23 protein-coding genes are annotated in these 25,984 nt (G+C 58.2%); 14 read left to right on the top strand and 9 right to left on the bottom strand.

Annotation, left to right across the window (positions count from 1 at the left end; all coding sequences use genetic code 11):
• Positions 1-3 precede the first annotated feature (3 nt).
• Positions 4-1,743 carry a serine protease gene (locus ACR0LN_RS01085; protein ID WP_480427119.1) on the bottom strand — a complete coding sequence of 580 codons (1,740 nt, stop codon included), beginning with the start codon at positions 1,741-1,743 and terminating at the stop codon, positions 4-6.
• A 205-nt stretch (positions 1,744-1,948) separates the two neighbouring features.
• On the opposite strand from ACR0LN_RS01085, the gene ACR0LN_RS01090 reads away from it, so the two are divergent.
• A complete protein-coding gene (locus ACR0LN_RS01090) occupies positions 1,949-2,878 on the top strand; it encodes a glycine--tRNA ligase subunit alpha (protein WP_480427121.1) in 930 nt (309 codons plus the stop codon).
• Between the two features lie 8 nt (positions 2,879-2,886).
• Here the strand turns inward: ACR0LN_RS01090 and ACR0LN_RS01095 are convergent, their stop codons facing one another.
• On the bottom strand, positions 2,887-3,519 hold the full coding sequence (locus ACR0LN_RS01095; RefSeq protein WP_480427123.1) for a MarC family protein: 633 nt from the start codon (positions 3,517-3,519) through the stop codon (positions 2,887-2,889).
• 91 nt (positions 3,520-3,610) lie between these two features.
• On the opposite strand from ACR0LN_RS01095, the gene ACR0LN_RS01100 reads away from it, so the two are divergent.
• The 9 genes from ACR0LN_RS01100 (at position 3,611) to glmM (ending at position 15,868) form a co-directional block, all read left to right on the top strand.
• On the top strand, positions 3,611-4,132 hold the full coding sequence (locus ACR0LN_RS01100; RefSeq protein WP_480427125.1) for a DUF6446 family protein: 522 nt from the start codon (positions 3,611-3,613) through the stop codon (positions 4,130-4,132).
• 7 nt (positions 4,133-4,139) lie between these two features.
• Positions 4,140-5,354 carry a sodium/glutamate symporter gene (gene gltS / locus ACR0LN_RS01105; RefSeq protein WP_480427127.1) on the top strand — a complete coding sequence of 405 codons (1,215 nt, stop codon included), beginning with the start codon at positions 4,140-4,142 and terminating at the stop codon, positions 5,352-5,354.
• A gap of 9 nt (positions 5,355-5,363) precedes the next feature.
• Positions 5,364-7,592, top strand: coding sequence for a glycine--tRNA ligase subunit beta (gene glyS / locus ACR0LN_RS01110; protein WP_480427128.1), 2,229 nt, complete (start codon positions 5,364-5,366; stop codon positions 7,590-7,592).
• A 43-nt stretch (positions 7,593-7,635) separates the two neighbouring features.
• Positions 7,636-10,197 (top strand): putative PEP-binding protein, encoded by a 2,562-nt coding sequence (locus ACR0LN_RS01115; protein WP_480427129.1) that lies wholly within the window; start codon positions 7,636-7,638, stop codon positions 10,195-10,197.
• A 186-nt stretch (positions 10,198-10,383) separates the two neighbouring features.
• On the top strand, positions 10,384-11,025 hold the full coding sequence (locus tag ACR0LN_RS01120; protein ID WP_480427130.1) for a cell wall hydrolase: 642 nt from the start codon (positions 10,384-10,386) through the stop codon (positions 11,023-11,025).
• A 73-nt stretch (positions 11,026-11,098) separates the two neighbouring features.
• The gene (locus ACR0LN_RS01125; protein WP_480427132.1) at positions 11,099-12,472 is read left to right on the top strand and encodes a multicopper oxidase family protein; all 1,374 of its coding nucleotides are present in this window, start codon (positions 11,099-11,101) and stop codon (positions 12,470-12,472) included.
• Positions 12,473-12,573: 101 nt separating this feature from the next.
• On the top strand, positions 12,574-13,494 hold the full coding sequence (locus tag ACR0LN_RS01130) for a dihydroneopterin aldolase (protein ID WP_480427133.1): 921 nt from the start codon (positions 12,574-12,576) through the stop codon (positions 13,492-13,494).
• Positions 13,491-14,489 carry a dihydropteroate synthase gene (gene folP / locus ACR0LN_RS01135; RefSeq protein WP_480427136.1) on the top strand — a complete coding sequence of 333 codons (999 nt, stop codon included), beginning with the start codon at positions 13,491-13,493 and terminating at the stop codon, positions 14,487-14,489. Before ACR0LN_RS01130 ends, folP begins: the two co-directional genes overlap by 4 nt.
• Before the next feature lie 35 nt (positions 14,490-14,524).
• On the top strand, positions 14,525-15,868 hold the full coding sequence (gene glmM / locus ACR0LN_RS01140) for a phosphoglucosamine mutase (protein ID WP_480427138.1): 1,344 nt from the start codon (positions 14,525-14,527) through the stop codon (positions 15,866-15,868).
• On the opposite strand, the gene ACR0LN_RS01145 is transcribed toward glmM, so the two are convergent.
• Both ACR0LN_RS01145 and ilvC read right to left on the bottom strand, forming a co-directional pair.
• Complete coding sequence (locus tag ACR0LN_RS01145) at positions 15,865-16,767, bottom strand: DMT family transporter (protein WP_480427140.1); 903 nt, start codon at positions 16,765-16,767, stop codon at positions 15,865-15,867. The two genes, glmM and ACR0LN_RS01145, sit on opposite strands and share 4 nt — an antisense overlap.
• A 129-nt stretch (positions 16,768-16,896) precedes the next feature.
• Positions 16,897-17,919, bottom strand: coding sequence for a ketol-acid reductoisomerase (ilvC, locus tag ACR0LN_RS01150; RefSeq protein WP_480427142.1), 1,023 nt, complete (start codon positions 17,917-17,919; stop codon positions 16,897-16,899).
• 131 nt (positions 17,920-18,050) lie between these two features.
• On the opposite strand from ilvC, the gene ACR0LN_RS01155 reads away from it, so the two are divergent.
• Both ACR0LN_RS01155 and ACR0LN_RS01160 read left to right on the top strand, forming a co-directional pair.
• A complete protein-coding gene (locus ACR0LN_RS01155) occupies positions 18,051-18,506 on the top strand; it encodes an Lrp/AsnC family transcriptional regulator (RefSeq protein WP_480427143.1) in 456 nt (151 codons plus the stop codon).
• Positions 18,503-18,961: an Lrp/AsnC family transcriptional regulator gene (locus ACR0LN_RS01160; RefSeq protein ID WP_480427144.1), complete on the top strand. Its 459-nt coding sequence runs from the start codon at positions 18,503-18,505 to the stop codon at positions 18,959-18,961. Before ACR0LN_RS01155 ends, ACR0LN_RS01160 begins: the two co-directional genes overlap by 4 nt.
• Positions 18,962-18,967: 6 nt before the next feature.
• Here ACR0LN_RS01160 and ACR0LN_RS01165 read toward each other — a convergent pair whose 3' ends face one another.
• Positions 18,968-19,669: a GntR family transcriptional regulator gene (locus ACR0LN_RS01165; RefSeq protein WP_480427146.1), complete on the bottom strand. Its 702-nt coding sequence runs from the start codon at positions 19,667-19,669 to the stop codon at positions 18,968-18,970.
• Between the two features lie 232 nt (positions 19,670-19,901).
• On the opposite strand from ACR0LN_RS01165, the gene ACR0LN_RS01170 reads away from it, so the two are divergent.
• Positions 19,902-21,029 (top strand): aminotransferase class V-fold PLP-dependent enzyme, encoded by a 1,128-nt coding sequence (locus tag ACR0LN_RS01170; RefSeq protein WP_480427148.1) that lies wholly within the window; start codon positions 19,902-19,904, stop codon positions 21,027-21,029.
• 10 nt (positions 21,030-21,039) lie between these two features.
• Here the strand turns inward: ACR0LN_RS01170 and ACR0LN_RS01175 are convergent, their stop codons facing one another.
• The 3 genes from ACR0LN_RS01175 to ACR0LN_RS01185 all read right to left on the bottom strand — a co-directional run bounded on the left by ACR0LN_RS01175 (position 21,040) and on the right by ACR0LN_RS01185 (position 23,292).
• Positions 21,040-22,236, bottom strand: coding sequence for a UbiH/UbiF family hydroxylase (locus ACR0LN_RS01175; protein ID WP_480427150.1), 1,197 nt, complete (start codon positions 22,234-22,236; stop codon positions 21,040-21,042).
• A 76-nt stretch (positions 22,237-22,312) separates the two neighbouring features.
• A complete protein-coding gene (locus ACR0LN_RS01180; RefSeq protein ID WP_480427151.1) occupies positions 22,313-22,561 on the bottom strand; it encodes a hypothetical protein in 249 nt (82 codons plus the stop codon).
• A gap of 86 nt (positions 22,562-22,647) precedes the next feature.
• On the bottom strand, positions 22,648-23,292 hold the full coding sequence (locus ACR0LN_RS01185) for a pyrimidine 5'-nucleotidase (RefSeq protein WP_480427154.1): 645 nt from the start codon (positions 23,290-23,292) through the stop codon (positions 22,648-22,650).
• A gap of 100 nt (positions 23,293-23,392) precedes the next feature.
• On the opposite strand from ACR0LN_RS01185, the gene ACR0LN_RS01190 reads away from it, so the two are divergent.
• Positions 23,393-24,040 (top strand): GntR family transcriptional regulator, encoded by a 648-nt coding sequence (locus ACR0LN_RS01190; protein ID WP_480427156.1) that lies wholly within the window; start codon positions 23,393-23,395, stop codon positions 24,038-24,040.
• On the opposite strand, the gene ACR0LN_RS01195 is transcribed toward ACR0LN_RS01190, so the two are convergent.
• The gene (locus tag ACR0LN_RS01195) at positions 24,041-25,918 is read right to left on the bottom strand and encodes a glycosyltransferase (protein WP_480427159.1); all 1,878 of its coding nucleotides are present in this window, start codon (positions 25,916-25,918) and stop codon (positions 24,041-24,043) included.
• Positions 25,919-25,984: the final 66 nt, after the last annotated feature.

The following is a 25,984-nucleotide window of genomic DNA, read 5'->3' on the forward strand; positions in this document are numbered from 1 at the left end:
AGCTTAATCCCAGCAATGCACCAGTACGGTCATGCCATTGGCCCTGCGGCTCAACTCATTAGGTGAGATTTCGGCGGCCGATTGACCGGACGTCCCAGTCGCACCTGCTTTATCCAGAACTGTATTCAGCCGGTCCACCGTGGCTGCCAGGCTGACCGAGGCAGGCAGGGTGCGCCCCTCAGAATGGGTGGGGAGCAACATGCCCACAACCTGCCCGGCGTCATTGAAGACAGGACCGCCTGCATCGCCCGGCTGCGCTGCCAAAGCCAGCCGTTTGACACCGTCTTCTCCGTTCAGGCCGCGCACGTCGGTAATCTCGCCAAAGGTCAGGGTCGGGGCACCCAATGCGCCCTCGTAGGAAAAGCCGGAAACGGCGACCTCGGACTGAATGCGCGGTTTGTCAGCATTAAATTCTGCGATGTTGATTGGAACAAGGTTGCGACGGGGGCGTAGGACTGCGACACCCAAATCGGCATCGGACCAGGCGATCTGAACTTCTTGATCGTCATTCAGAGTGATCCGGGTGCAACTGTCAGTGGCCTCAGTGACTGTCAGGACCGTACCATCGGCGTCTGTGAAGAAGCCCGAGCGGGACAGGCGGGGTTTGCGAACTTGTAGGCCCGAGACAAGGTCGACCCGTTGTTCAGCATCCGCACCTGCGCCAGCGTCCAGAACGGCGTCGTTTGTGCGGAAGCTTGCCTTGATCGCAGCCAGAACCCGCGCCCGGCGCGCCTCATCGCCTTCGGGCCATACGAGCGTAAACCCTTTGATCCGCCCGTCATTCAAAGCAGCTTCGGTATAGGACACGATCCCGTTTCCACGACCTTCCAGCGTAAAGCGGTCGCCACGCAGTTCTCGAGGGCCGTCCAATGGGACAATCTCAAGCGATTGCATCACCTCGTACAACGCACCCAGCGTGGCCTTGTTGCCATCCTGGCTGATCAACAGCGCCTGTGCGTTCAGATCGGTTGTGCTTGTGAAATGAGCAAACGGAGCCTCGTAAAGATCAAAGCTCAAGACACCCAGAGGCAGGTCCACATCAATGCCAGCCTGTGAGTCAGAGTAGCGATCCATGCCGACACTGATCAGCGGCGCATTGTAGTCATCCATCAAAGCTTTGCGCTGCGCAGTTGTCAGAACACCGGTGGCCTCAAACCCATTGAACCGCTGCCAGTCGCCCATCGAGCGGCGAGTGCCAGCACCAAAAGCACCGTCGATGGTTGCGTTGTAAAAGCCAGCCGCTTGCAGGGCGGTCTGCAAGTCCCGGCGCTCTTGCGCGGTGAGCAGCCGTTCAGATTGCAGGGCCTGCGACCGGGTTTCGTCTGAAGGCTCTGGTGTCAGTCCCGATAAACTTGGTTCGGGCTGCGGAGTGTTTTCGACGGGCGGTGTCACCACGCCACGGTTCAGGATATTCGCGCCAATCGGCCAGAACTGCTGCCCAAAGGAGCTTGAAAATGCAATGTAACTGTCCGCCGGAATCTGTCCTTCAGCCCGATAGACCCGCAGGACCTGTTCGGCGTCGCTGCGCAAATAGGGCCCGATAACAATGGCATACCAGCCTGAGTTCAGGCGAAACCCATTCACGTCGGGTAGGACGCTCGCGTAGGCTTGGGCGCGCTCTTGCGCGGCACTAAGTGTCGGACGCGCTTCGACTTGTACCCAGACACCGGTGTCTTGTTGAGCAAAAACGGCGCGCACGCCGAAGAGAAATAAAAACAATATTGCAGTGAATATGCGTGTCATTGTCTGCCCGTGTTTGCAGTGTTTTAGCTGTACGACAGGTTACGCGATTTAAGGGGCGGAACGCCATGCTTGCAATACGGGGAATTTCCAGTGTGGCGGCGCAGTGACAGCCAAGACCCATTGGCCCGTTGACGCCCCTTGGCCCCTTGCATAGGAAGGGCAAAACCGACCGGAACCGGGCGCGGATGTGCCCAAAGGGAATGTTATGACCGAACCGTCCAGCGCACCACGTTCTTTTCAGGAAATTATCCTGCGTCTTCAGACCTATTGGGCGTCGAAGGGCTGCGCCATTCTGCAGCCCTATGACATGGAGGTGGGTGCTGGCACGTTTCACCCGGCGACTACTCTGCGCGCGTTGGGGTCCAAAGCATGGGCTGCGGCCTATGTGCAGCCGTCGCGCCGCCCGACCGATGGGCGCTATGGTGAAAACCCGAACCGGTTGCAGCACTATTATCAGTACCAGGTACTGATCAAACCCAGCCCGCCGGACCTGCAAGAGCTGTATCTGGGCAGCCTTGAGGCCATCGGCATCGACATGAACTTGCACGACATACGGTTCGTCGAGGATGACTGGGAAAGTCCAACGCTCGGTGCCTGGGGCCTGGGTTGGGAAGTCTGGTGCGACGGCATGGAAGTGAGCCAGTTCACTTACTTCCAGCAGGTTGGCGGCCACGATTGCGCACCGGTCTCGGGTGAGCTGACATATGGTCTGGAACGACTGGCGATGTACGTCCTCGGCATCGACCACGTGATGGACATGCCGTTTAACGATCCTCAGTCCCCAAGCCCGCTGTCCTATGGTGATATCTTCAAACAGACCGAGGAAGAATACGCCCGCTGGAACTTTGACGTGGCCAATACCGAGGTTCTGCTGCGCCATTTCGAAGAAGCTGAGGCTGAATGCGCCGCCATTCTGGCCCAAGAACATGACGACCCTAAAACCGGCAAACGCATTGTCATGGCGCATCCGGCCTATGATCAGTGCATCAAGGCCAGCCACGTGTTCAACCTGCTGGACGCACGGGGTGTGATCTCGGTAACCGAACGGCAGGCCTATATCGGACGTGTACGGGCGCTTGCTAAGCAATGTGCCGATGCGTTCCTGTTGACCGAGGCTGCCGGGTTCGAGGCCTGATGGGGCGCTCAGGCCAATCCGGGCAGCAATACTTTCAGGCCATCAGCGATCATTCCAATCGCGATGGCCGACAGGATCATGCCCATGAAACGGCTCATGATGACGCGGGCATTTTCGGACAGACGCTTGGACAGGGCCGAGGCGTTCCAGAAGGTAACGAACAGCAAAAACAAAACGGCCAAGAATACGCCTGCATAGATAAGAGTGTCTGCTGGTTTGGAAATATGGTGCGCGTAAAGGATCAGCGTCGTGATGGTGCCGGGCCCCACCAGAATGGGAAAGGCCAGTGGGTAGAACGCCACCGTCGCGGGTTCGGGATAGGCTTGCTTTTCTCCTTCGGTACCGTGATGCGAGGTGCTTTCGTTCCCATTCAGCATGTTCAGACCGATCATCAGAACGACAAGGCCGCCGGCAACGCGCAAGTCGTCCACGCTGATCCCGAACAGGCCCAGCGTCTGGTTGCCAATAGCTGCAAACGCGCCACCGAGGATCAGGCAGTACGTTGCCGTTTTCGCGGCCACCTTTCGCTGGTCGGCGGGTGTCAAACCGTCAGTGACGCTCAGGAAAACGGGCAGGTTGGTGATCGGGTTCATGATCGCAAACAGCGCGCCGAAGAACCCAACGGCAAGGGTCATGTCCATTCCAAAAGCCTCGTTCCTTCCTGTACCGGTTTGAAAACTGGCCTATTTCCTTTGAAGTTGAAAGAGGCCGCGTGATCAGGATGATGAAAAAATGACCGGAAAACTTCTTGCAATCATTCTCCTTGTATCTGCGGCTCTGGCCGGGGTGGGCATGTATTACCTGCAGGTCTATGGGTTCTACTATGATGTAGATACCAAGCCAGGGCAGGACGTGGCGTTGCTTGCTGCAGGGGCGGATGAGCCGCAGCCAATCCGGTACACAGCGTTTCAGGCGATTGACGCCGACAGCTCTCCGATCCGCTACCGGGCATGCTTCGAAACCGATCTGACGGCCGAAGAATTGGCCGCGTTTCGACCCGTCGAAAACGCCGAACCGCTGACAGCACCAGGCTGGTTTGACTGCTACGACGCTGTTGCCATTGCCGAAGCGCTGAAGTCCGGGACCGCAAAGGCGTTTGTTGGGGCCAAAAACATCCACTATGGCGTTGATCGCATTGTTGCCGTGACTACGAACGGCAAGGGCTATGTCTGGCACGCGCTGAACAATTGCGGTGAAAAAGCCTATGACGGGACGGTCGTAGGCGAGGAATGCCCGCCGCGGCCTGAAAGTTGAGGGCAAGATGATCGACGTTCCACTTGAAATACCCAATCTGCTGACTGCGACCCTTGGGATAGCGGTCTACCTGATCGGAGCCGAGATCAACGCCCGCGTCGCGCTGCTGCGTCAGTTCAACATCCCCGAGCCGGTGACAGGTGGATTGCTGGCATCGTTCGCTCTGCTGTTTTTGTATCTAGCTACGGGGCTTGAGCTGAACTTTGACCTTTCTGGCCGCGATTTCCTTTTGGTCGTGTTCTTCGCCGGGATTGGTCTAAATGCCCGGCTGTCCGATTTGATTTCCGGCGGTAAGCCCCTGCTTTTGCTTCTTATTCTGACGCTTATTACGATTGTTGCACAGAACGTTGTTGGTGCGGCGGGGGCTGTGGCATTCGGGTATCCAGCGCAGGCAGGGGTTCTGTTTGGATCAGCCTCTCTAATCGGTGGTCACGGCACAGCCATCGCTTGGGCACCCGAGGTCGGCGCGGTGACCGGCATGGCAGGCGCGACCGAGTTGGGCGTTGCGGTGGCCACCCTTGGCCTTGTGCTGGCCGCTTTGGTCGGTGGCCCAATTGCACGGTATCTGGTCGAAGGCAAAAATCTGACCCCGGACCGCCCGGAAGAAGAACACACCGTCGGCTTGCCCGATGATGCGACCGAGGCCGAGGCCAAGATCGATCATCTGACTATCATGCGGGTTCTGCTACATCTGAACCTCGCGATCATTTTCGGCTATGCCCTGAACGAGGTGATCACTGCCACCGGGCTGAAGCTGCCTTTGTTCGTGCCCTGCCTGATCATGGGGATCGTCATCGCCAACCTACGCAGCGCGTTGGCGCCCAAAGCACCGCCAGTGTCACGCACGCCGTCATTGGCGCTGATCTCGGAGTTCTCGCTGGGTGCCTTTCTGGCCATGTCACTGATGAGCCTTCAACTTTGGACCATCGCCGAACTGGGTCTGGCTATCGTCGTGATCATGGCCGCGCAGACCCTGTTTGCCGTGGCCTTCGTGATCTGGGTGCTGTTCCCGGTGATGGGCGGCAACTACCGCGCCGCCGTGCTTTCCGCCGGGTTCGGTGGCTTTGCCTTGGGTGCAACCCCCACAGCTATTGCCAATATGACCGCAGTTACCAAGCGATATGGCCCATCGCCTATTGCCTTTATCGTGCTGCCCCTTGTATCCGCCTTCTTTGTGGATATTGCCAATGCCATCGTCATCCAGACGATTGTAAATTTCTAAGGACCGAAAATGCCCGACCTGCTGATCGAACTGTTTTCCGAGGAAATCCCCGCCCGCATGCAGACCCGTGCTGGCGAGGACCTGAAAAAGCGGATCACCGATGGTTTGGTCGAGGCCGGTCTGACCTACTCTGGCGCTGCCGCCCTGACCACGCCCCGCCGCCTGACGCTGGCGGTCGAGGGGTTGCTGGCCGAAAGCCCAACGATCCGTGAGGAGCGCAAAGGCCCCAAGGTCGGCGCACCCGACAAAGCCATCGAAGGATTCTTGCGCGGTGCGGGCCTGACACGCGACCAACTAGAGGAACGCGACACACCAAAGGGCGCGGTCTATTTCGCCACCATCGAAAAAGCCGGTCGACCGGCGGCTGAAATCGTGGCCGAGGTGCTTGAGGCCACCATTCGCAACTTCCCCTGGCCCAAGTCGATGCGCTGGGGCAGTGGGGCCATGCGTTGGGTGCGCCCGCTGCATTCGATCCTGTGCATCTTGTCTGATGAGGCGGGCGCGCAAGTGGTCCCGTTAGAGATCGAAGGCATCACATCCGGCGACACCACTGCAGGGCACCGGTTCATGGCTCCGGCTCGGTTTTCCGTAACTTCTTTCGAGGATTACGCCGCGCAACTGAAACGTGCCTTTGTTGTGCTGAACCCCGAAGAACGCGCCGAGCATATCTGGAACGACGCCCAGAACATGGCCTTCGCCGCCGGTCTGGAAGTGGTTGAAGACAAGGGCCTGCTGGCCGAAGTCGCCGGTCTGGTCGAATGGCCCGTGGTGCTGATGGGGCAGATCGACGAGGAATTCCTCGAATTGCCGCCCGAGGTGCTGCAAACCTCGATGAAAGAGCATCAGAAGTTCTTTTCCGTGAAGAACCCCAAAACTGGCCGGATCGAACGCTTCATCACCGTCGCTAACCGCGAAACCGCCGACAATGGCGCGACCATTCTGGCGGGGAACCAGAAAGTTTTGTCAGCGCGTCTGGCCGATGCGAAGTTCTTCTGGGAGAATGATCTGCGCGTTGCCAAATCGGACATCGCTCAATGGACCCGAGCGCTGGAGAATGTGACCTTCCACAACAAGCTGGGCACGCAGGCCGAGCGCATCGACCGCATCGCCGCTCTGGCTCGTGAGCTGGCTCCGGTGACCGGCGCAGATGCTGATCAGGCAGAAAAAGCCGCGCGTCTGGCGAAGGCTGACCTGAGTTCCGAGATGGTCTATGAATTCCCCGAACTTCAGGGGCTTATGGGCCGCTACTACGTTGAGGCCGCAGGCGAAGACGCCGCTGTGGCCGCCGTAGCGCAGGAACATTATTCGCCGCTTGGGCCGTCTGACGACGTGCCGACCGCGCCGCTCTCGGTGACCGTGGCGCTGGCTGACAAGCTGGACACGCTGACCGGGTTCTGGGCGATCGATGAGAAGCCGACCGGGTCGAAAGACCCGTTTGCGCTGCGTCGTGCGGCGTTGGGGGTAATACGCCTTGTTCTCGAAGCTGGTGCGAGGCTTCCTTTGCTGGGAGGGTTGTTTATTCATGGACAGAAGCACCAGATAGAATTGGCACACCGAAATTACTTTCAACCAATTCGTGAAATCGCTCTCAGTGCCAAGGATGCTGGAATTTACACAAGTGTTGTTGAAAGCCTCTTAGAAAGAGTTGAAGCATACCCAGAGGTAATGGCCGAACGTAAGAAAGAGTTTTTTGAGGTAAACGCGGGAAATGCTGTTGACCTCCTCTCTTTCTTCCATGACCGCCTCAAAGTGTTCCTCCGTGACGAGGGCATCCGTCATGACATCATCGATGCTTGTATCGCGATGGAGGGAAATGACGACCTCAACCTGCTGGTCAAACGCGCCCGCGCTTTGAACGAAGTCATTGCGACCGAGGATGGGGAAAACCTCGTGCAGGGCTTCAAACGCGCCAACAACATTCTGACGCAGGCCGAGGAAAAGGACGGCGTCGAATACTCCTATGGCGCGGATGTGAAATTCGCCGAGACCGACAGCGAACGGGCGCTGTTTGCCGCCCTCGAACAAGCGCAGGCCGAGATCGAACCCGCGCTCAAGGCCGAGGATTTCCCCAAGGCGATGGCCACGATGGCGGCGCTGCGCGGCCCGGTTGATGCGTTCTTTGACGAGGTTCAGGTGAACACCAACAACGACATTCTGCGCCGCAACCGTCTGAACCTGCTCAGCCAAATCCGACAGGTCTGCTCCAGCGTCGCGGACCTCAGCAAGATCGAAGGCTAAGCCAGAACGCCCTTGCGCCATTGGTGCAAGGGCTTATGCTGCAGTGAAACCAAAAGGTGCTGCAGTGCAGAATAATCCGCATACCACGCTTATCACAACCGAAGCGCCCGTTGCCGCCAACACCCATGGCGGGCGGGCGAAATGTCTGCAACGTCTGGTCCGGCTGGACCTGCCGGTGCCGCGCACCGTGGCGTTGTCCTTTGACGCGGTTCATCAGATTGCAGAGGGTCAGGTTCTGGACATAGCGGCAATCCTCGATCAGTTCGATCAGAACGCGCTGTTGTGCGTAAGGCCCAGTTCCGAGGACCCCGATTGGGGCGGACCCGGCGCGATCCTGAACATCGGTATGAATGACGGGCGTTATTTGGACCTGTCAGGCTCGATGGGCGATGAGGCCGCTGCTGCGCTGTATCTGCGTTTTGTCCAAAGCTTTGCCATCCACGTGGCGCGTCTGGATGCGGATGTGTTCGACGACATTGACGCGGATGGAAGTGAAGGGCTCCGCATGTCTTTGCGGGCCTACGAAGACGAAACGGATGAAGCATTCCCGCAGGATCGCGGAGAGCAACTGATCGCCGTTTTGCGCTCGATGGCAAGGGCCTGGGATGGTACGTCAGCCCGGCTGTTGCGACAGGCCAAAGGCGCGCCTGCGGATGCCGGGCTGGGGTTGGTTATTCAAGAGATGATCCCGGGGGTCGGGCAGGGCGAATGCGGCTCGGGCGTGCTGCAACTGATTGATCCGACAACAGGAATGCCGCAAATCACTGGCCGTTACCTGAGCCAAAGCCAAGGACGGGACGCGTTGGGCGAGGATGTCGCCGCGCTCTATCTGGAAAAGGATCCTCGCGGCAAGTCCTTGGAAGAGGTCGCGCCAGAGGTGTTTAGTGAACTCAAATCCCATGCGGCCTTGATGCGCGCCAAATTGCGCGAAGAAATGCAGGTCGAATTTGTGATTCAGAATGGTGACGTACACATTCTGGACGGAGTGCGGGTGCAACGCAGTGCGCGGGCCGCGCTGCGGATTGCCGTTCGGTTGGCTGAGGATGGGATTATTCCGCCGCAAGAGGCCGTGATGCGGGTCGATCCTCATTCCTTGAATGAAATGTTGCACCGACAGGTTCACCCAGACGCGCGCCGTGATGTTCTGACCACCGGTATTGCCGCCAGCCCGGGTGCCGCGACTGGCAAGATCGTATTCACCGCTGCCGAGGCGCAAGCCAGCGCCGCACGTGGCGAACCTTGTATTCTGGTACGCCGCGAAACTTCGCCCGAAGACGTGCGCGGGATGCATGCGGCCGTTGCAGTTCTTACAGAAAAGGGCGGTATGACCAGCCACGCCGCTGTGATCGGTCGCGGTTTGGGGCTGCCTTGCATCGTCGGCGCGTCCGAGATGCGGTTTCAGACCAAGAAAAAGCTGTTGAGCGCGCCAGACGGGCGCGTGTTCAAAACGGGCGATACGTTGACGATTGACGGCACCTCAGGGCAGGTTCTGGCCGGACAACCGGCCATGCTGGAGGCCGCGCTGGACGACTGTTTCCAGACGCTCATGGGGTGGGCCGATGATGAGCGTGACATCGCCATTCGCGCCAACGCCGACACGCCGGCCGACGCGCAAACTGCTCGGAATTTTCTGGCGCAGGGGATCGGGCTGTGCCGGACCGAGCACATGTTCTTTGACCCTGGCCGACTGATCGTGATGCGCGAGATGATTTTTGCGCAAACCTCATCCGGGCGTGCGGCGGTTCTGGAGCGGCTTTTGCCAATGCAACGCGAGGATTTCGTGCAGCTGTTCCGGATCATGGAAGGGCAGCCCGTCTGTATCCGCCTGTTTGACCCGCCGCTGCATGAGTTCCTGCCAACGACGCGAAGCGGACAGCGAGAGTTGGCTGAGGCACTGGACCTGCCGGTTTCCGATGTCGAACGACGCGTGGCGGCGATGACCGAGTACAATCCGATGCTGGGAATGCGCGGAGTTCGCCTTGGCGTGACCGTGCCGGAAATATACGACATGCAGGCGCGTGCTATCTTTGAAGCAACCATCGAAGCCAGCAAGGACGGTGCCGCGGTTGTACCCGAGGTGATGATCCCGCTGGTTTCTGCCAAGCGCGAGGTTGAGCTTGTCAAATCCCGTATCGATTCCGTCGCTGCGGCGGTGGCAAGTGAACGGGGGCAGGAGTTTGAGTATCGTCTGGGTGTGATGGTCGAAACGCCGCGCGCCTGTTTGCGTGCGGATGAGATTGCGCCGCAGACGTCGTTCCTGAGTTTCGGCACCAACGACCTGACCCAGATGACCTATGGTCTGTCGCGCGACGATGCGGGCCGGTTCATGTCGGCCTATGTGCGCCAAGGTGTTTTTGCTGAAGACCCGTTTCATGTGCTCGATCCGGACGGAGTCGGCGAATTGCTGAAACTTGGGTCCGAACGTGGACGGCAGGCTCAGCCGGATGTTACCCTGTCAGTATGCGGTGAACATGGCGGAAACCCCGAATCAATCGCCATTTGCCGCGATCTGGGGTTTGACTATGTGTCATGCTCACCATTCCGAGTGCCTGTCGCTCGGCTGGCTTCCGCCCAACTGGCGATTTCGTCCAGACTTGGGGGTTGACACAGGGCCTTCACCCTAGGATTAGTGGCTTTATCGCAACCTTGTGGCGGAATTAATTTTCTGCACGGGCGATTTTCCACTTGCGTTTTCTTCTGATCTGGACGTCGTGCGCAGACTGCGCTAAATGCCTCGTCGCGCCCGCCGGGGGAGGGTACGGCGCGATATGTGCCTGTGCGAGGTTATCTGATGCTACGATACATACTGGCTGCTGCCACGCTGGCGGCAACCATGCTGCCGAGTGTGTCTTTCGCTGAAAGGGAAGCCACCGATACTGCCAAACGCGAACTTGTGACCCGCACCGAAGTGCCCGGTCAAAACTTTCGCGACTATCTGACTCTGTTCAAGCCCCGTAAAGAGCTTGAGCCAAAGAAAATATCATACTCGAAGGATTGGTTGGACCAACAGCCCACTGCCACCGGGGACGAGCATTTTAAATGCCTGGCCGAAGCTTTGTACTTTGAAGCGCGCGGTGAAAGCGTACGTGGACAGTTCGCTGTGGCCGAGGTGATCCTGAACCGGGTCAAAAGCTCCCGCTTTCCGAACACGCTTTGTGGTGTCATCAAGCAAGGAACCGGCAAAAAATATCAATGCCAGTTCACCTATACATGCGATGGTCACAAGGAAGTGATCCACGAGAAGAGGGCCTATGAGCGGGTGTCCAAAGTTGCGCGCGCCTCGATTGATGGCGTTGCGAAGGATTTGACCGAAGGAGCCACGCATTACCACACCACTGCGGTGCGCCCGTCGTGGTCGCGTGTCTACAAGGAAACTGCACGGATTGGCGTGCACATTTTCTATCGCCACAACTACCGGACAGCGAGCAACTGATTGACGCACCCGCGCTGGAACCCTGATGGCGCGGGGCGTTTTCTGACCTATGTTGCGGGCCAGGAGGCCCGCAATGACTTTTTCACGCAGACTATTTCTGCAATCGGCAGCCGCGCTTGCGGTGTTGCCCAAGGCTGCTCAGGCATCTGGGCCTGATCTTGTCGCGCAAGAGGCGATGCAGCAGATCGCGCCAGACGGCTACCCTTTAACTCCAGTATGGACTTATGGTGGCCGTGTGCCGGGCACCGAATTACGGCTGCGACAAGGAGCGAGGCTTCAGCGCAGGCTGGTGAATGAGTTGCCCCAGCCAACTACGGTGCATTGGCACGGGATTCGGATCGACAACGCGATGGACGGCGTGCCGGGTCTGACTCAGGACGTGGTCGCACCGGGAGAAGACTTTCTCTACGACTTTATCGTCCCTGACGCGGGAACCTATTGGTATCACGCGCACAACCGCTCAGTCGAACAGGTAGCGCGTGGCCTTTACGGTCCCCTTATTGTCGAAGAGATCGATGCGCCGGATGTCGACCACGACCTGACGCTGATGCTGGACGATTGGCGTCTTGATCCCGAGACCGCTCATATCGTTGATGATTTCGACAACGGTCACGATCAAAGCCATGCAGGGAGGTTGGGTAACCTCGTTTCGGTCAATGGTCGGTTTGATCCTTCCTATACTGTGACCAGCGGGGACCGCTTGCGCCTGCGGCTGATCAATGCCTCCAACGCCCGAATCTATGATCTGACGCTGGATGGGCTACTAGGTTGGATTGTGGCTTTGGACGGTATGCCCCTTGAAAGCCCTTTGCCAATTCAGGAGAGCTTTCCATTGGCCCCGGCCCAACGGGCCGATCTGATCGTGGACGTTCAGGTAGAACCTGACGAGGTTGCCAGTCTGGTCAGCCGCGAACGGGACGGCGGTTTTGGGCTGGTTCGGTTTGTGCCGTCTGATCGGTCAGAAAGGGCGGGTCGACAAGGCGTTTCACCTCTGCCTGCGAATCCCATGCCTGACGTTTTGTTAGACGGCGCACCGCGACATCGGATGGTTCTGCAGGGCGGTGCGATGCGGTGGCTCGACTCCGCGCATCTGGGCGGAACTCGGCTTTCAGGCCGCGAACTGGCGCAGTTGGGCCGGTATTGGGCCTTGAACGGCCACGCCGAGCGCCCGCAGGACCCGTTTCTCGACGCCCAGCTGGGAAGCGTCCATCAGATCGAATTTGTCAATGAAACGGCTTTTCCGCACGCTATGCATCTGCACGGACACCATTTTCGAATTATTCTGCCGGATGGCAGCCTTGGTCCGTGGCGCGATACAGTGCTGGTTGAGCGCGGACAAAACCGTCAAATCGCACTTGTGGCAGACAATCCTGGGGATTGGCTGTTACACTGCCACATGCTTGGCCATGCCGCATCTGGGATGATGAGCTGGTTTCGCGTCACCTGACGCCGCAATCGACGACTAGAATGGCGCTTGTTGCGGTGTTATACGCCCGCGCAACGTATAGTTTGGGCAGATCAGCCCAAAAGTCCAAAAAGGTCCGTCGCATGAGCTCTGAAATTCGTCTTGCCTTTGCGCACCCGTCCGAGCGGTCCGAAGCGACCGCCGCGCTCGGTCCGCTGGATCGCATCTCGCTGAGGGATCATATCGTTGAGGTCGAGATCGGCGCATTTCAGGCCGAGCGCGGAACAACCCAGCGCATCTGCTTTAACATCGTGGTCGAGGTGCGCCCTCTGACCGACCCGATTGATGATGACGTGGACCGTATCCTGTCATACGACCGCGTGACCGAGGCAATCGCCCATGAACTGGCTGCGGAGCGATTGAACCTGCTTGAGACCTTGGCGGATCGCGTGGCCGAGCGTATTTTGCTTGAGCCCCAAGCCGTAAGAGCTTTTGTTCGCATAGAAAAACTGGATCGTGGCCCCGGTGCTTTGGGCGTGGAAATTGTGCGCGGCAAGGACAAAGTTCATCACGATGTGGTCGAGGAAGAACGCCCGCATCCACGCTTGGCTTTCCTGTCGAACGAAGCCATCGCCTCATGCAATCTGACCGGTTGGATTGACCAATTGGAAAACCGTCAGCGACCGCTGATCTTGTGCGTGGGGGCGGCGAATATGGCGGTGCCTCAGACCGGTCATGCGATGACGCAACGGCGCATCGACCTGCTTGCGATTGAACAAAACGCCTGGGTTCTGGCGGCGCGCGATCACCGTTGCGTGGTCGTGTCCACACGGACTGAGCTGGATTGGGCAATGAAGAACGGCCAGATTTGTGTCTGGGCACCGTCCAAAATCGTACTGGACGCAGTTGATGGCCCATCGGCTGCACCTTCGGATGCCGTTGCCTTGGCTGCTTGGTTTGCGGCCACTTTCGAGGCCAGCGAGATGTTGGTCATTGGCGGTGCCTTGCCGAATGCCCCCAAAACGCCACTGCGCGCCATTCCCGTGGATCAGGCGCAATTGTGACCGAATATTTTCGACCGCTCGTCCAAAATGGCCCGGTCCGCCCGGAGGATGCTGAAACCTTGGCGGGGCAACCCTTGTGGTTCACCCATGCTGAACGGTTGTCTCGCACCGCAGCGCCAGTGCTTGTGGCTGCGCAGGACATCCCGGCAGAGGTTTTGAAACGGCTGACCGCCCCACGAGCCGATATCGCCGGGCTGGCGATGGATCGTCCTCAGATCATGGGCGTGCTCAATGCCACCCCGGACAGCTTCTCGGACGGCGGGAAGCACAATACGGTCGAGGCTGCGTTAGCTGCCGCGAAACAGATGGTTGCACATGACGCTGCGATTCTGGACATCGGCGGTGAGTCGACGCGTCCGGGATCAACTTTCGTGCCTGAGAATGAGGAAATCGCCCGAACCAAGCCTCTGATCGAGACCATTCGGGCAGAAACGCAGGCTCTGATTTCGATCGACACGCGTAAGGCCAGCGTTGCAAAGGCGGCATGGAATGCCGGGGCTGGTCTAATCAATGACGTATCCGGGTTCACTTTTGATCCGCAGTTGGCGCCGTTTTGTGCTGAAGTCGGCGCGCCCGTCTGCGTGATGCATATGCAGGGCGATCCGGCCACGATGCAGGATGACCCGCAATACGGTCACGTTCTTCTGGACGTGTATGATTTTCTGGAAGGGCAGATCAAAAAGCTTGAACGCTTGGGGCTTAACCGCGATCTGGTCGTTATTGATCCAGGGATTGGGTTCGGCAAAACTCTTGCACATAACCTGACCCTTCTAAAGAATCTCAGCCTGTTTCATGGGTTGGGTTGCCCGATCCTGTTGGGTGTCTCGCGCAAGGGGTTTATCGGAGAGATTGGGCAAGAGCCTCGCAAAGATGCCCGCGCGCCGGGATCAATCGCTGTCGCTTTGGCCGGATTGTCTCAGGGTGTGCAAATTGTGCGGGTTCATGACGTGGCTGAAACCGCTCAGGCCTTGCGCCTATGGGCCGCCGTCCGGTAATCCGGTCGCAGGCAAGAAATTAACGGAGTACCACCATGCGCAAGCTGTTCGGGACCGACGGGGTGCGGGGCACCGCCAATACCCATCCGATTACGGCCGAAATGGCCTTGCGCATTGGCGCGGCCGTGGGGCGGTATTTCCGACGCGACCAATCCGGCGCGCACCGCGTAGTGATCGGCAAGGATACGCGCCTGTCGGGTTATATGCTGGAAAACGCGCTGACGGCGGGGCTGACCTCGACCGGTATGAACGTTTTGCTATTGGGGCCGGTGCCTACACCTGCGGTCGGGTTGATGACCCGTTCGATGCGTGCGGATCTGGGTGTGATGATCTCGGCAAGCCACAACCCGGCCGAGGACAACGGCATCAAATTCTTTGGGCCGGATGGGTACAAGCTGTCCGATCAAGCGGAACTGGAAATTGAGCGCCTGATTGAAGAGGGCGTCAAACCGGCGCAAGCGCAGAATATTGGGCGTGCGCGCCGGGTGGATGATGCCCGGTTCCGCTATGGGGAACGGGTGAAATCCTCATTGTCCCGCGATTTGCGACTGGACGGCCTCAAGGTGGTGGTCGATTGCGCCAACGGGGCCGCTCACCGAACTGCACCAGAGGTTCTATGGGAGCTGGGGGCCGAGGTCATACCGGTCGGCGTCGCGCCGAATGGTAAGAATATCAACTTGAACTGCGGCTCGACCAAACCCCAGTTGGCCGCCGAAACAGTTGTAGCCCATGGGGCTGACGTGGGCATTTGTCTGGATGGTGACGCCGACCGTGTCGTCATGGTCGATGAGCATGGGCAGGTGGCCGATGGCGATCAGTTGATGGCGCTGTTGGCGACTAGCTGGGCCAAGGCTGATCGGCTTCAAGGGGGTGCGCTGGTGGCGACGGTCATGTCGAACCTGGGGCTGGAACGGCATCTGGCGACGCAAGGGCTTCGCCTTGAACGCACGGCCGTTGGCGACCGTTATGTCGTCGAACGGATGCGGGAAGGCAGGTTCAACCTGGGTGGCGAACAATCCGGCCACATTGTCATGAGCGATTACGCCACCACAGGTGATGGCCTGATGGCTGGCCTGCATTTCCTGGCTGAAATGGTGCATTCGGGCCGAAAGGCATCCGAGCTGTCGGTGCAGTTCGAAACGGTCCCGCAATTGCTGAAGAATGTTAGGTATGGCGAGGGGCAAGCCCCGTTGGAAACTGCCAGCGTAAGAGCCGCAATTGCGGATGCTGAGGCCCGTTTGAACGGGCAGGGGCGTCTGCTGATCCGTAAGTCTGGGACCGAACCTTTGATCCGCGTAATGGCCGAATGCGAAGACGATGGCCTATTGATGCAGGTTGTCGAGGGTATCGTTGCCGAGGTCGAGGCGGTATCCGGTTAACGTCCGATCAGCATCCGGCGCAGGCTGAACCATTGGCTGATTGCAAGCCCGGTCAGGATCATTGCTAACGCAATAAAAAACCTCAGGGGCAGGGCTTCGGACAGAATCCATGCTCCAAAAACCATCGACCAGATCGGCACCTGATAATTGACTAGGGTCAGGAAAACAGACCCGGCGCTGCGAATGATGGAAACGCGCAGCAAAGTGGCGAAAGCGGTCGGCAATAAGCCCAAAGCGATGATCGCCAGACCCGGGCGCGTGCCCTCCCAGCGGGGGATGCCCTCGGTTATCAGCATGATCGGCAGTAACAGCGCTGCGCCAACAACCAGTGACAGGGCTGCAAGGGTCACCGGTTCGATCGGCGGGCACCGGCGGGTAAAGATGGACGCGAAAGAATAACACAGTGCTGCGCTGATACACGCCAGTTGCGCCAGCGGCTCAGCTCCTTGCCCGATCTGGGCCAATCCCGGCCCGATCAACACCAGAGCACCGCAAAAGCCTAGCGAGACGCCAAGGAATCTCCGCGCATTCAACGGCTCATCCGAAAAGAAATGTGCAAGTGGCAGAACCATCAGGGGAATTGCCGCCATCGACAGCCCCGCAAAAGCCGAGGCCACATATTGCTGACCCCAGCTAAGCAGCATGAAGGGGAGGGCTGTGGACAGCACTCCGATTATGGCGATGTATCCCCACAGCCTCGGGTCGCCTGATGGTAGCTTGCGCCCGGTCAGCGCCATCATTCCCAGCAACGTCACAGCGCCCAGAGTGGTACGCGCAGTGGCGACGGTGATTGGGCCATAGCCTTCCAGCGCAATTGCCACGACCATGAACGTGCCGCCCCAAATAAGGCCAAGGGCGACAACGCCGCTCCAGTCGCGCGATGTGGGTTGATCGACCATGTCCTGTATGACCTCGGATAACGCTGCGGCGATTGATTGCGTGAAACGCGAACAACTTCAACAGGTTGTTTGCGGGGAAATGAAAAAGGGCGACCACTGGGGCCGCCCTGTTGCTGACTGAAGTCAGGCTTAGTTCTTTTCCTGATCAACCAGTTTGCCAGCGGCAATCCAAGGCATCATGTCGCGCAGTTTCTTGCCGACTTCTTCGATTTGATGTTCGTCGTTGATGCGACGTGTGCCTTTGAAGAAGGGCTGACCCACTTGGTTTTCCAGCATGAAGTCGCGCACGAACTTGCCTTTCTGGATATCGGTCAGAACGGCCTTCATCGCGGCCTTGGTCTCATCGTACGGCAGAATGCGCGGACCCGAGACATACTCGCCGTATTCGGCAGTGTTCGAGATCGAGTAGTTCATGTTTGCGATACCGCCTTCGTAGATCAGGTCTACGATCAGCTTCATCTCGTGCAGACACTCGAAATAGGCCATTTCCGGCGCGTAGCCGGCCTCGACCAGAGTTTCGAAGCCCATGCGGATCAGTTCGACAACGCCGCCGCACAGAACCGCCTGCTCACCGAACAGGTCGGTTTCACACTCTTCGCGGAAGTTGGTTTCGATGATGCCCGAACGACCGCCACCGATGGCCGAGCAGTAGGACAGACCGATTTCCAGCGCTTTGCCGGTTGCGTCGTTGTTGACAGCTACCAGACAGGGTACGCCGCCGCCTTTGACATACTCGCCGCGCACGGTGTGGCCGGGGCCTTTGGGGGCCATCATGATGACGTCGACGCCTTCTTTCGGCTCGATCAGGCCAAAGTGGACATTCAGGCCGTGGGCGAACGCGATAGCGGAGCCCGGCTTGATGTTGTCGTGCACGTATTTCTTGTAGGTTTCGGCCTGCAATTCGTCGGGCATGGTGAACATGATGACATCGCACCAGGCCGCCGCTTCGGCGATGCCCATGACCTGCAAACCTTCGGCTTCGGCTTTCTTGGCAGATGCCGAGCCTTCGCGCAGAGCGACGACGAGGTTCTTAGCGCCCGAGTCACGCAGGTTCAGCGCGTGGGCGTGACCTTGCGAGCCATAGCCCAGGATAGCCACTTTTTTGTCTTTGATCAGGTTGATGTCGCAATCGCGATCGTAATAGACGCGCATTTTGCCGGTCCTTTCTGGTTAGATTGCGGCGGTTTTACCTGCCTGTTCTTGCAATGGCGATAGCGTTGGGCTTGAGTATTTGTAAGAAAGATGAAAAATAATTCGCACCAAATGGAAAATATAAAAAAATCATGCTTGATGATATCGACAGGCGTATTCTGCGCCACTTTCAGGCAGATCCAAGCCTGACCACAGCGGAACTGGCCGATCTGTGCCGGATCAGCGCGGGCGTTTGTTGGCGGCGTATTGAAAAGATGGAGGCCGCAGGGATCATCGAAGGGCACGAGGCTGTCATTGACTGGGTCGCGATGGGGTATGCGGTCGAAGTCTCACTTCGGATCACACTTGACAAGACGCAGGCCCGTGCCTTTGACGAGTTTACGCAAGCTGCGCGAGAGGTGGCGGAAGTAATCGAAATTCAGACTTTCTTGGGCCGTGTCGATGTGCGTCTTTCCGTCATCGCACAGGATATGAAGCACTATCAGCAAATCTATCGGGACCGCATTCTGACCCTGCCGCATATCGCAGATATCGAAGCCCTGATGCATATTGCGCGGCTCAAGCGGAACGAGGTCCTGCCGGTATGATCGAGCTTGATGAAACCGACCGCCAAATCCTGAGGGCTCTGGTTCAGGATGCAACGCAAAGCGCGGGAGCGTTGGGGCGTAGACTTGGTTTGTCCCAACCCGCAACATGGCGGCGCATCAAGCGGCTTGAAACAGCAGGTGTCATCCGGGGACGCCGCCTGCGCCTGAATGCCGAGGCGCTTGGGTTCGGTGTGACGGTTTTTCTGGGGGTCAAGCTGGCGCGCAAAGGGCAGGTCAGCCTTGAAGACTTTGAACGCGCGGTGAGCGCAATCCCAGAGGTGCAAACCGTTGAACACGTGTTGGGTCTGTACGATTACCGTCTTAGGGTCGTGGCCCGAGACCTGTCCGACTTTGAACGCGTTCTGCGACGCCGGATTATGACCCTGCCAGGCGCGGGCGATGTTGAAGCCAACGTTCTGCTCAGCGAAGAGCGCCTGCCGGGGCCAATTGGTTGAACGGGATCAGTACTTGGTGCGAATGCAATAGCCTGGGTGATGCGTCATCCGGGCAAAGGTCATCGGCATCCCGTCTTTCCAGGTCGTGCGTTCGAGCTGAATCATTGAGGTGCCAGCAGTCGTGCCCATAAATTCGGCCAGCCGTCCGTCGGCGGAAACCGCGCAGAATGCTATCTCGGCCTCTGTAAAGGGGGCGATGTTCAGCAACCACTCGTGCGGGCCTTGCGCATTGAGGTCGGCGTGTTCCACTTCAGGCACGGTGTCTATGTTGATCCAGCGCTCTTCCAACTGAAATGGGCGGTTGTCCGCATAGTGCATGCAGATCACATGCAGAACACGTGAGTCCGGTGACACGCTAAGTTGCGACGCCAGCCAGCCGGGACTGGAAACAACGTTTCGTTCGACCAAGGCATAGCGATAAGTTGAGTTTTGGTTTTCAACAGCTTGGCGAACAAGCGAAAATTCAAGTTTCGCGTGTTTGCTGGGTTCCTTTTTGACGCGCGTACCGCTTTTGCGTTTGCGTTCCACAAACCCTTGCTCGGCGAGCTCCCGCAAGGCGCGGTTGACGGTTGCGCGGGCACAATTGAATTCTTCGGCAAGTTGCGTTTCGGTCGGCAGCAGAGATCCCTGTGGCCAGATCCGGCTTTCAATACGGCGCTTAACTTCGTCACGTACAACTTGAAAACTGATCCGCTTTTGAGCAGTCACGAGAAGTAATACCTTTCTTCTACAAAGTGAATGTATCTGTTCAGAAACACCTCAGGGTGTAAAGGGGTGGTGACACTATTTGGCGTCAAGTAATTGTTCTATTGGAGCTATTAGTAGTTAATTTTTTGTTAGGAAAATGCATTCCGTTGGGTCAATTGTCGGCGTGAGACAAGCGAATTAACATCGCGCAAACAGACTCAACCTGCCCGAATACTCTTTGAAAGGACAAATCATGCCGGCGCTTTTGGAAACCATCGACCCGAACGGGCTCGAAGAATTCTCGGTTGTGTTCACGGATCGGTCGTTGAACCACATGTCGGCCCGTTTTCAGGCAGTCATGCGTGATGTTTCGTCAATGCTAAAGGACGTTTACAAGGCGGAAGGCGTTGCGGTGATCCCGGGCGGCGGAACATACGCAATGGAGGCCGTGGCCCGGCAGTTTGCACGCAATTCCAATGTTTTGGTCGTCCGCAACGGGTGGTTTTCCTACCGGTGGAGCCAGATCATCGAATCCGCCACCTTGACCTCGTCAGCGACGGTTCTCAAGGCACGGCAGACCGGCAACACAAGCCCTTCGCCCTTTACGCCTGCTCCGATCGAAGAGGTCGTGTCAACAATTCGTGAGCTGCGCCCCGATGTGGTGTTCGCGCCGCATGTTGAAACCTCTGCGGGGCTTATTTTGCCGGATGACTACGTGGCTGCAATGGCAGACGCAGCGCATGAAGTTGGCGCGTTGATGGTGCTGGATTGTATCGCCTCGGGTTGCGCCTGGATCGACATGGAGGCGACGGGGGTAGATGTATTGATCTCGGCCCCGCAAAAAGGCTGGAGCGCTTCACCTTGCGCCGGGTTGGTCATGCTGTCCGAACGGGCTGAGGCACGGTTGGAGGAAACAACGTCAGACAGTTTTGCGGTTGATCTGAAGAAGTGGCGTCAGATCATGCAAGCCTATGAAAATGGCGGGCACGCCTATCACGCCACCATGCCGACCGACGCCCTGCAAGCGTTCCGGGACACGATGGTTGAAACCCGCGATTATGGCTTTGAAAAGCTGCGTGACGCGCAATGGGCGCTGGGGAATGGCGTTCGGACGATGTTGAAAGAAAAGGGCGTGACCTCGGTCGCGGCCAAAGGGTTTGGTGCTCCGGGTGTTGTGGTCAGCTATACGTCGGACCCCGAGATTCAAAACGGCAAGAAGTTTGCTGCGCTGGGTATGCAAATCGCCGCCGGTGTGCCTCTGCAATGCGATGAGCCCGAGGGTTTCAGCACCTTCCGCCTGGGCTTGTTCGGGCTGGACAAGCTTTACGATGTAGATGGCACGATCGCGCGGCTCAAGCGCGTGTTGGATCAGGTACTGTGATCTTGGGGTCTCAGCGAACGCCGAGACCCATCTGCATCAACGTCTTGCGTACGGGCGGCAGGGAATAGAGGGCATTCAATCCCATCGCCCGTGCGTCGCGCAGCGGACGTGCCTCGATCATCGAGGCGCGGTTCAGCAGGTCGATGCCTTTGACACGCATCTCGATTTCGGTATGGCGGGCCTTGTGGTAAGCCTCCAGCATCTGCGCATCGCCCAGACCTTCGGGTCGGGTTCGCGCCAAATCCAGCAGGCTACGCAAATCGCCAAGAGACATATTCAACCCTTGCGCGCCAATTGGTGGCACCACATGCGCGGCCTCGGCCATTAGGGCGATCCGCTCGCCCGACAGGCGTTCCGCTGACTGGCTGATAATCGGCCAGATCGTCCGGCGCGAGGCCAGTTTTAGCGGCCCGAATAACCCGCAGGACCGTTCGGTCATTTGGGTCTCAAACTCTTCGGGTTCCGTGTTCAGCAGCTCAACTGCCCGGGGTCCACGCTCCATCCAGACAATTGCCGACGACGGCTGACCCTGCCAATCGGGGAGGGGGACCAAAGTGAATGGCCCACCCGAGCGGTGAATCTCGGTTGAGACATTGTCATGTGGAATCGGGTGGGTGACCGCAAAGGCCAGCGCCTTTTGGCCATAACGCGTGGTGTGGACGTTGATCCCCGCTGCCTCACGCATGGGGGAATTCCGACCATCCGCGGCCACCACCAGTTTGCATCGTATACGGCTACCATCGCTTAGGCCGACGCGAGCTTCGGCGGTGCGGGTGAATAGACTGACAGTGCCCGTGCCGGGTCGAAATTCGACATTGGTCAGTTCGGCCAAACGGGCCACTATTTCACGCCGCAGCAGCCAGTTGGGCAGGTTCCATCCAAAGGGCTGGTCCGAGATATCAGCGGCGTTAAAGTCCCGCACAACCCGCGGTTCCGGCACGTCTCCGCCCGCATCCACAATACGCATGATCTGCAAAGGGGCTGCGTGTTCATCCAGCCGTTGCCATAGGCCACACTGTTCCAGCAAACAGTGAGCCGGTTGCAGAAACGCGGTGGTCCGCAGGTCGGACCCGTTCACGTCGCGCTCGGTGATGGGTGGAGTGGGGTCGACGCAAATGACGTCGAGCCCTGCCGTTCCAAAGGCCGCCGCAGCAGTCAGGCCGGCGATTCCGCCGCCGGAAATAAGGATGTCACAGCTGTCTTTCATGACCTTGGCCTCCGCGTGTTGGGCAGAACCTAGTGCGGTTCCACCGTGGGTGCCAAGTGACATCCTGTCCCGTGCGTTAGCCGCGCGAAATCAGGATGAGGATCAGGAACATCACCGGCACCATCATCACGGCAGGGATGTACAGACCCGGCAAGCCAAACAGAAGGGCTGAGCAGCCCCACATACTAAAAATCGCTCCGGCGGTATAGCCCCAATCTTCGGCTTTCCCATGCGCAGCATCTTTGGCCATCCAGCCAAACAGGGGAATTGCAAACAACAGGCGCTGCCAAATGGGCAGGCGTCCGGGCATCTCGATCGCGCTCATGGGGGTCTCCGTTTCTGTTCGTCGCAAGGGGCATATAGGGACGATGCTGCACCTGCAGAATGTGCAGATCGTCGCAGTGTGACAGCCTATCGCAGGAGGCTCAGAAACGCGGTCAGATCATCGGTGTGATGGTGGATATGGTCCGCCTCGTGCGGTTCGGGTGCGACGTGGACGGTGCGCATTCCCAGCGCGTGCGGAGCGGCCAGATTGCGAGGGTCATCCTCGAACATGGCCGCCTTCGCCGCGTCGATTCCATCCTGCGCAAAAACCGCCTCGAACGCCGCTTTTTCTGGTTTGGGGCGGTATCCTGCGTGTTCCACGCCGTAGATCGCATCAAACAATCCACTTAGTCCGCGCGCCTCAAGTACGCGCTCGGCGTAGGGCGCGCTGCCGTTGGTGTATACGATGCGACGGCCGGGCAAGGATCGGATGTGATCAGCCAGCTCTGCATCAGGGTCCATGTGGCTCATGTCCACCTGATGCACCGCGTGCAGGTAGGGATCGGGGTCCAGATCATGCTCGGCCATCAGACCCGCCAGCGTGGTGCCGTATTGCCGCCAATAGTGCGAGCGCAGTCGATCCGCTTCGGGTCGATCAACGCCGATGGCCTGCACCACGTAATCCGTCATCAGCACCTCGATCTGATCGAACAGGCGCATATGCGGTGGGTACAGCGTATTGTCTAGGTCGAACACCCATTGGGTGACGTGAGCAAAGGCAGGTTTGACCATGAATTTGGTTTATTGCTAGGCGGCGTGGATTTCAATGCCGCTCTTGATCCACAGGCCATGTGACGGATAGACATGTCCGAACGAGGAGACGAACCACCCTATGCCCCAATCCAGACAGCCGACCAAAGACGCCTATAGCCTTATTCTAGAAGCGATTGATGTGGGTGTTTACAAGCCCGGAGACCGTTTGGTCGAAAGCGAACTTGCCGAGCGGTTCGGGGTGTCGCGAACGCCAATCCGCGAAGCGTTGCAGAGGTTGGAAACACAGTCCCTGCTTGAACGGGACGGGCGGTCGCTGATCGTTGCTTCCTTGGACCACAACCAAATGGCCGAACTTTACGTAGTGCGGCGCGAGCTGGAGGGGCTGGCTGCGAAGCTGGCCGCAAAACACGCGACCGAGGAAGAGATTAAAGTGTTGCAGGAAATGGTGGCGGAAGATGACGCGCTGGTCGATGACCCCTCGGCCTTGTCGCGTGCGAACCGGCGGTTTCATGAGCAGATTCACTTGGCGTCGCACAACCGCTATCTGGTCCAGCAATTGGATCTTGTGCACCGCACTATGGCACTTATGGCCACTACGTCTCTGGCAGTGCAAGGGCGCGGTGAGATCGCGCAGAGCGAGCACAAGGGCATAGTCGAGGCCATCGCGGCGCGGGATGAAGAAGCCGCCGAGCGTGCGCTTAAAGAACATATCTCGGTCGCGTTCATGACCCGTTTGAAACAGGATGCGGTCCTGCGCGAGAATTGACTAAGCAGGTGGCGATCCCTCCTCACCAGCCTGTCCATGTTGCGTTTTGTCCCAAAAGAAAGGGTTCGAAACCAATTCCCAAAGGGCCTTGTACGCCGCTAGAACGCCAAGCGGGAAATAAAGGGGCATTGTAAAGACCCACGGCAACAAAAATCGCCTTTCCCGGGCGAAAACGGCGACGATTCCAACAGCGGCATTGGTGATTTCGGCAGTTAGTGACAACCCGATCAGCGCAACCAGGACAGGTGTGGAAAGAATAGGGTCCAGCGGGCTGGGCATTTTAAAACTCGTCAACCAGAGTATCCAAAGAACAGGGGCAAGCAGGAATTGCCCGACGGTTCCTAGAAAGAATGCCTGAACGCCGACAAATCGCAAAAGGCCAAGATCCTGCAAAAGGCGCAGGGGGGCTCGCATGTGTACCAGATAGGTCACCATGAACCCCTTGAGCCAACGAGAGCGCTGACGCACCCAAGGCCAGGCGCGAAAATTGGCCTCTTCAAAGGTTGCTGTGTCGACCATTTCAGTGCGGTAGCCCGCAAGGGCAAGGCGCACACCCAGATCGGCGTCTTCGGTGACGTTGTGGGCGTCCCATCCGCCCAATTCCAGCAGCTTGTCGCGGCGGAAGAAAAATGTAGTCCCGCCTAGGGGAACAACAAGTCCAAGCCGGGCGATACCCTGAAGGACGACCCGAAACCAGCTACTGTATTCAATTGTGAAGCAGCGTGAACGCCAATTGGTTCGCGGGTTGTAGTAGTCGAGAACCCCTTGCAGGCATACGACGGTTTCCTCGGCCTGTGCAAAATGACGGACAACGCGTTCGATCTGGTCCGGTTGCGGCGCGTCTTCGGCATCCCAGACACCCAGAATATCGCCACGGCAAAAGTCCAATGCGTAGTTCATGGCGCGGGGTTTGGTGGTTAGACCATTGAGCTCGGGTACCTCGATTGTTCTGATCCAGTTAGGCAAATCAACCTCGGCAAGGGTGGATCGCGTGACGTCGTCAGTTTCTTCAAGCACCAGAATGATGTCCAACAACGCTTTGGGGTAAGTCAGGCGCAGCAGCCGTTGAATCAAGGCATCGGCAATCTCTCGTTCCTTGTACAAGGGAACCATGATTGATACGCAGGGCAATGGCCCTGGCGGATTGGGCTCTGAAGGTGCGGCTCGCGCGGAAGAGCGAGGCCAAAGAAAGGCAAGCAAGCCGGCGACGCGTAGGGACATGAACAGGAACAAGCTGACCGCTGCTGCCCCGATGAGAAAGGAAAGCCCGATCATGGGATAGGCCAAAAGTAGGGCCAACAAGCCAACAAGAATAGCCGCTGGCCAAACTGGCCATCGCTTAGACCAGGATCGGCAACTTTGTTGCAAATCCACCCGAGCTTCGGCTGCCTTGGCAAGTGGCGTAGAAAACACGCTGGCGATCGTGTCATCAATCTGATCGCTTCCGGCAATTACGGGGATAACAGTGTCGCCAGATGCCGTTAATTCTTTGTGTAACTTCGGAAAACGGTCAGGGCGTGCCGTGGCGACAAAAAGAATATTGCCAATCCGCTTCCATGGAATGACATTGTGTGCCAGCCAAAAATCGACAGGTTTCATCTGGCACAAATCGGGGGGCGGGGGCTGATGCTCCAAATCAGCGATTTGAAGACCACTTTGCTCGGAGAGCGCAGCTTGTACATCCCGACGGGTGACCCAGCCCTCAGACACCAGAATTTCACCCAGCGGAGCCTGCTGCCAAGATTGCAGGTACAGAGCCTCGTCCAACTGGGACCGAGTGATTGACCCTTGATCGACAAGACAAGCCCCCAAAGGCTTATGCGCTTGCACAGGTATCGGCGCAGCCAGCGCGAAATGCTGCCGGTTCAGTTCGACCATAAAAAACAACCCTGACACGGTTTCTGAGCGTCAGGGTTGTCAAATTTAGGTTAACAGCCGGTTAAC

This window comes from Ruegeria sp. AA6 (genome assembly GCF_056542865.1).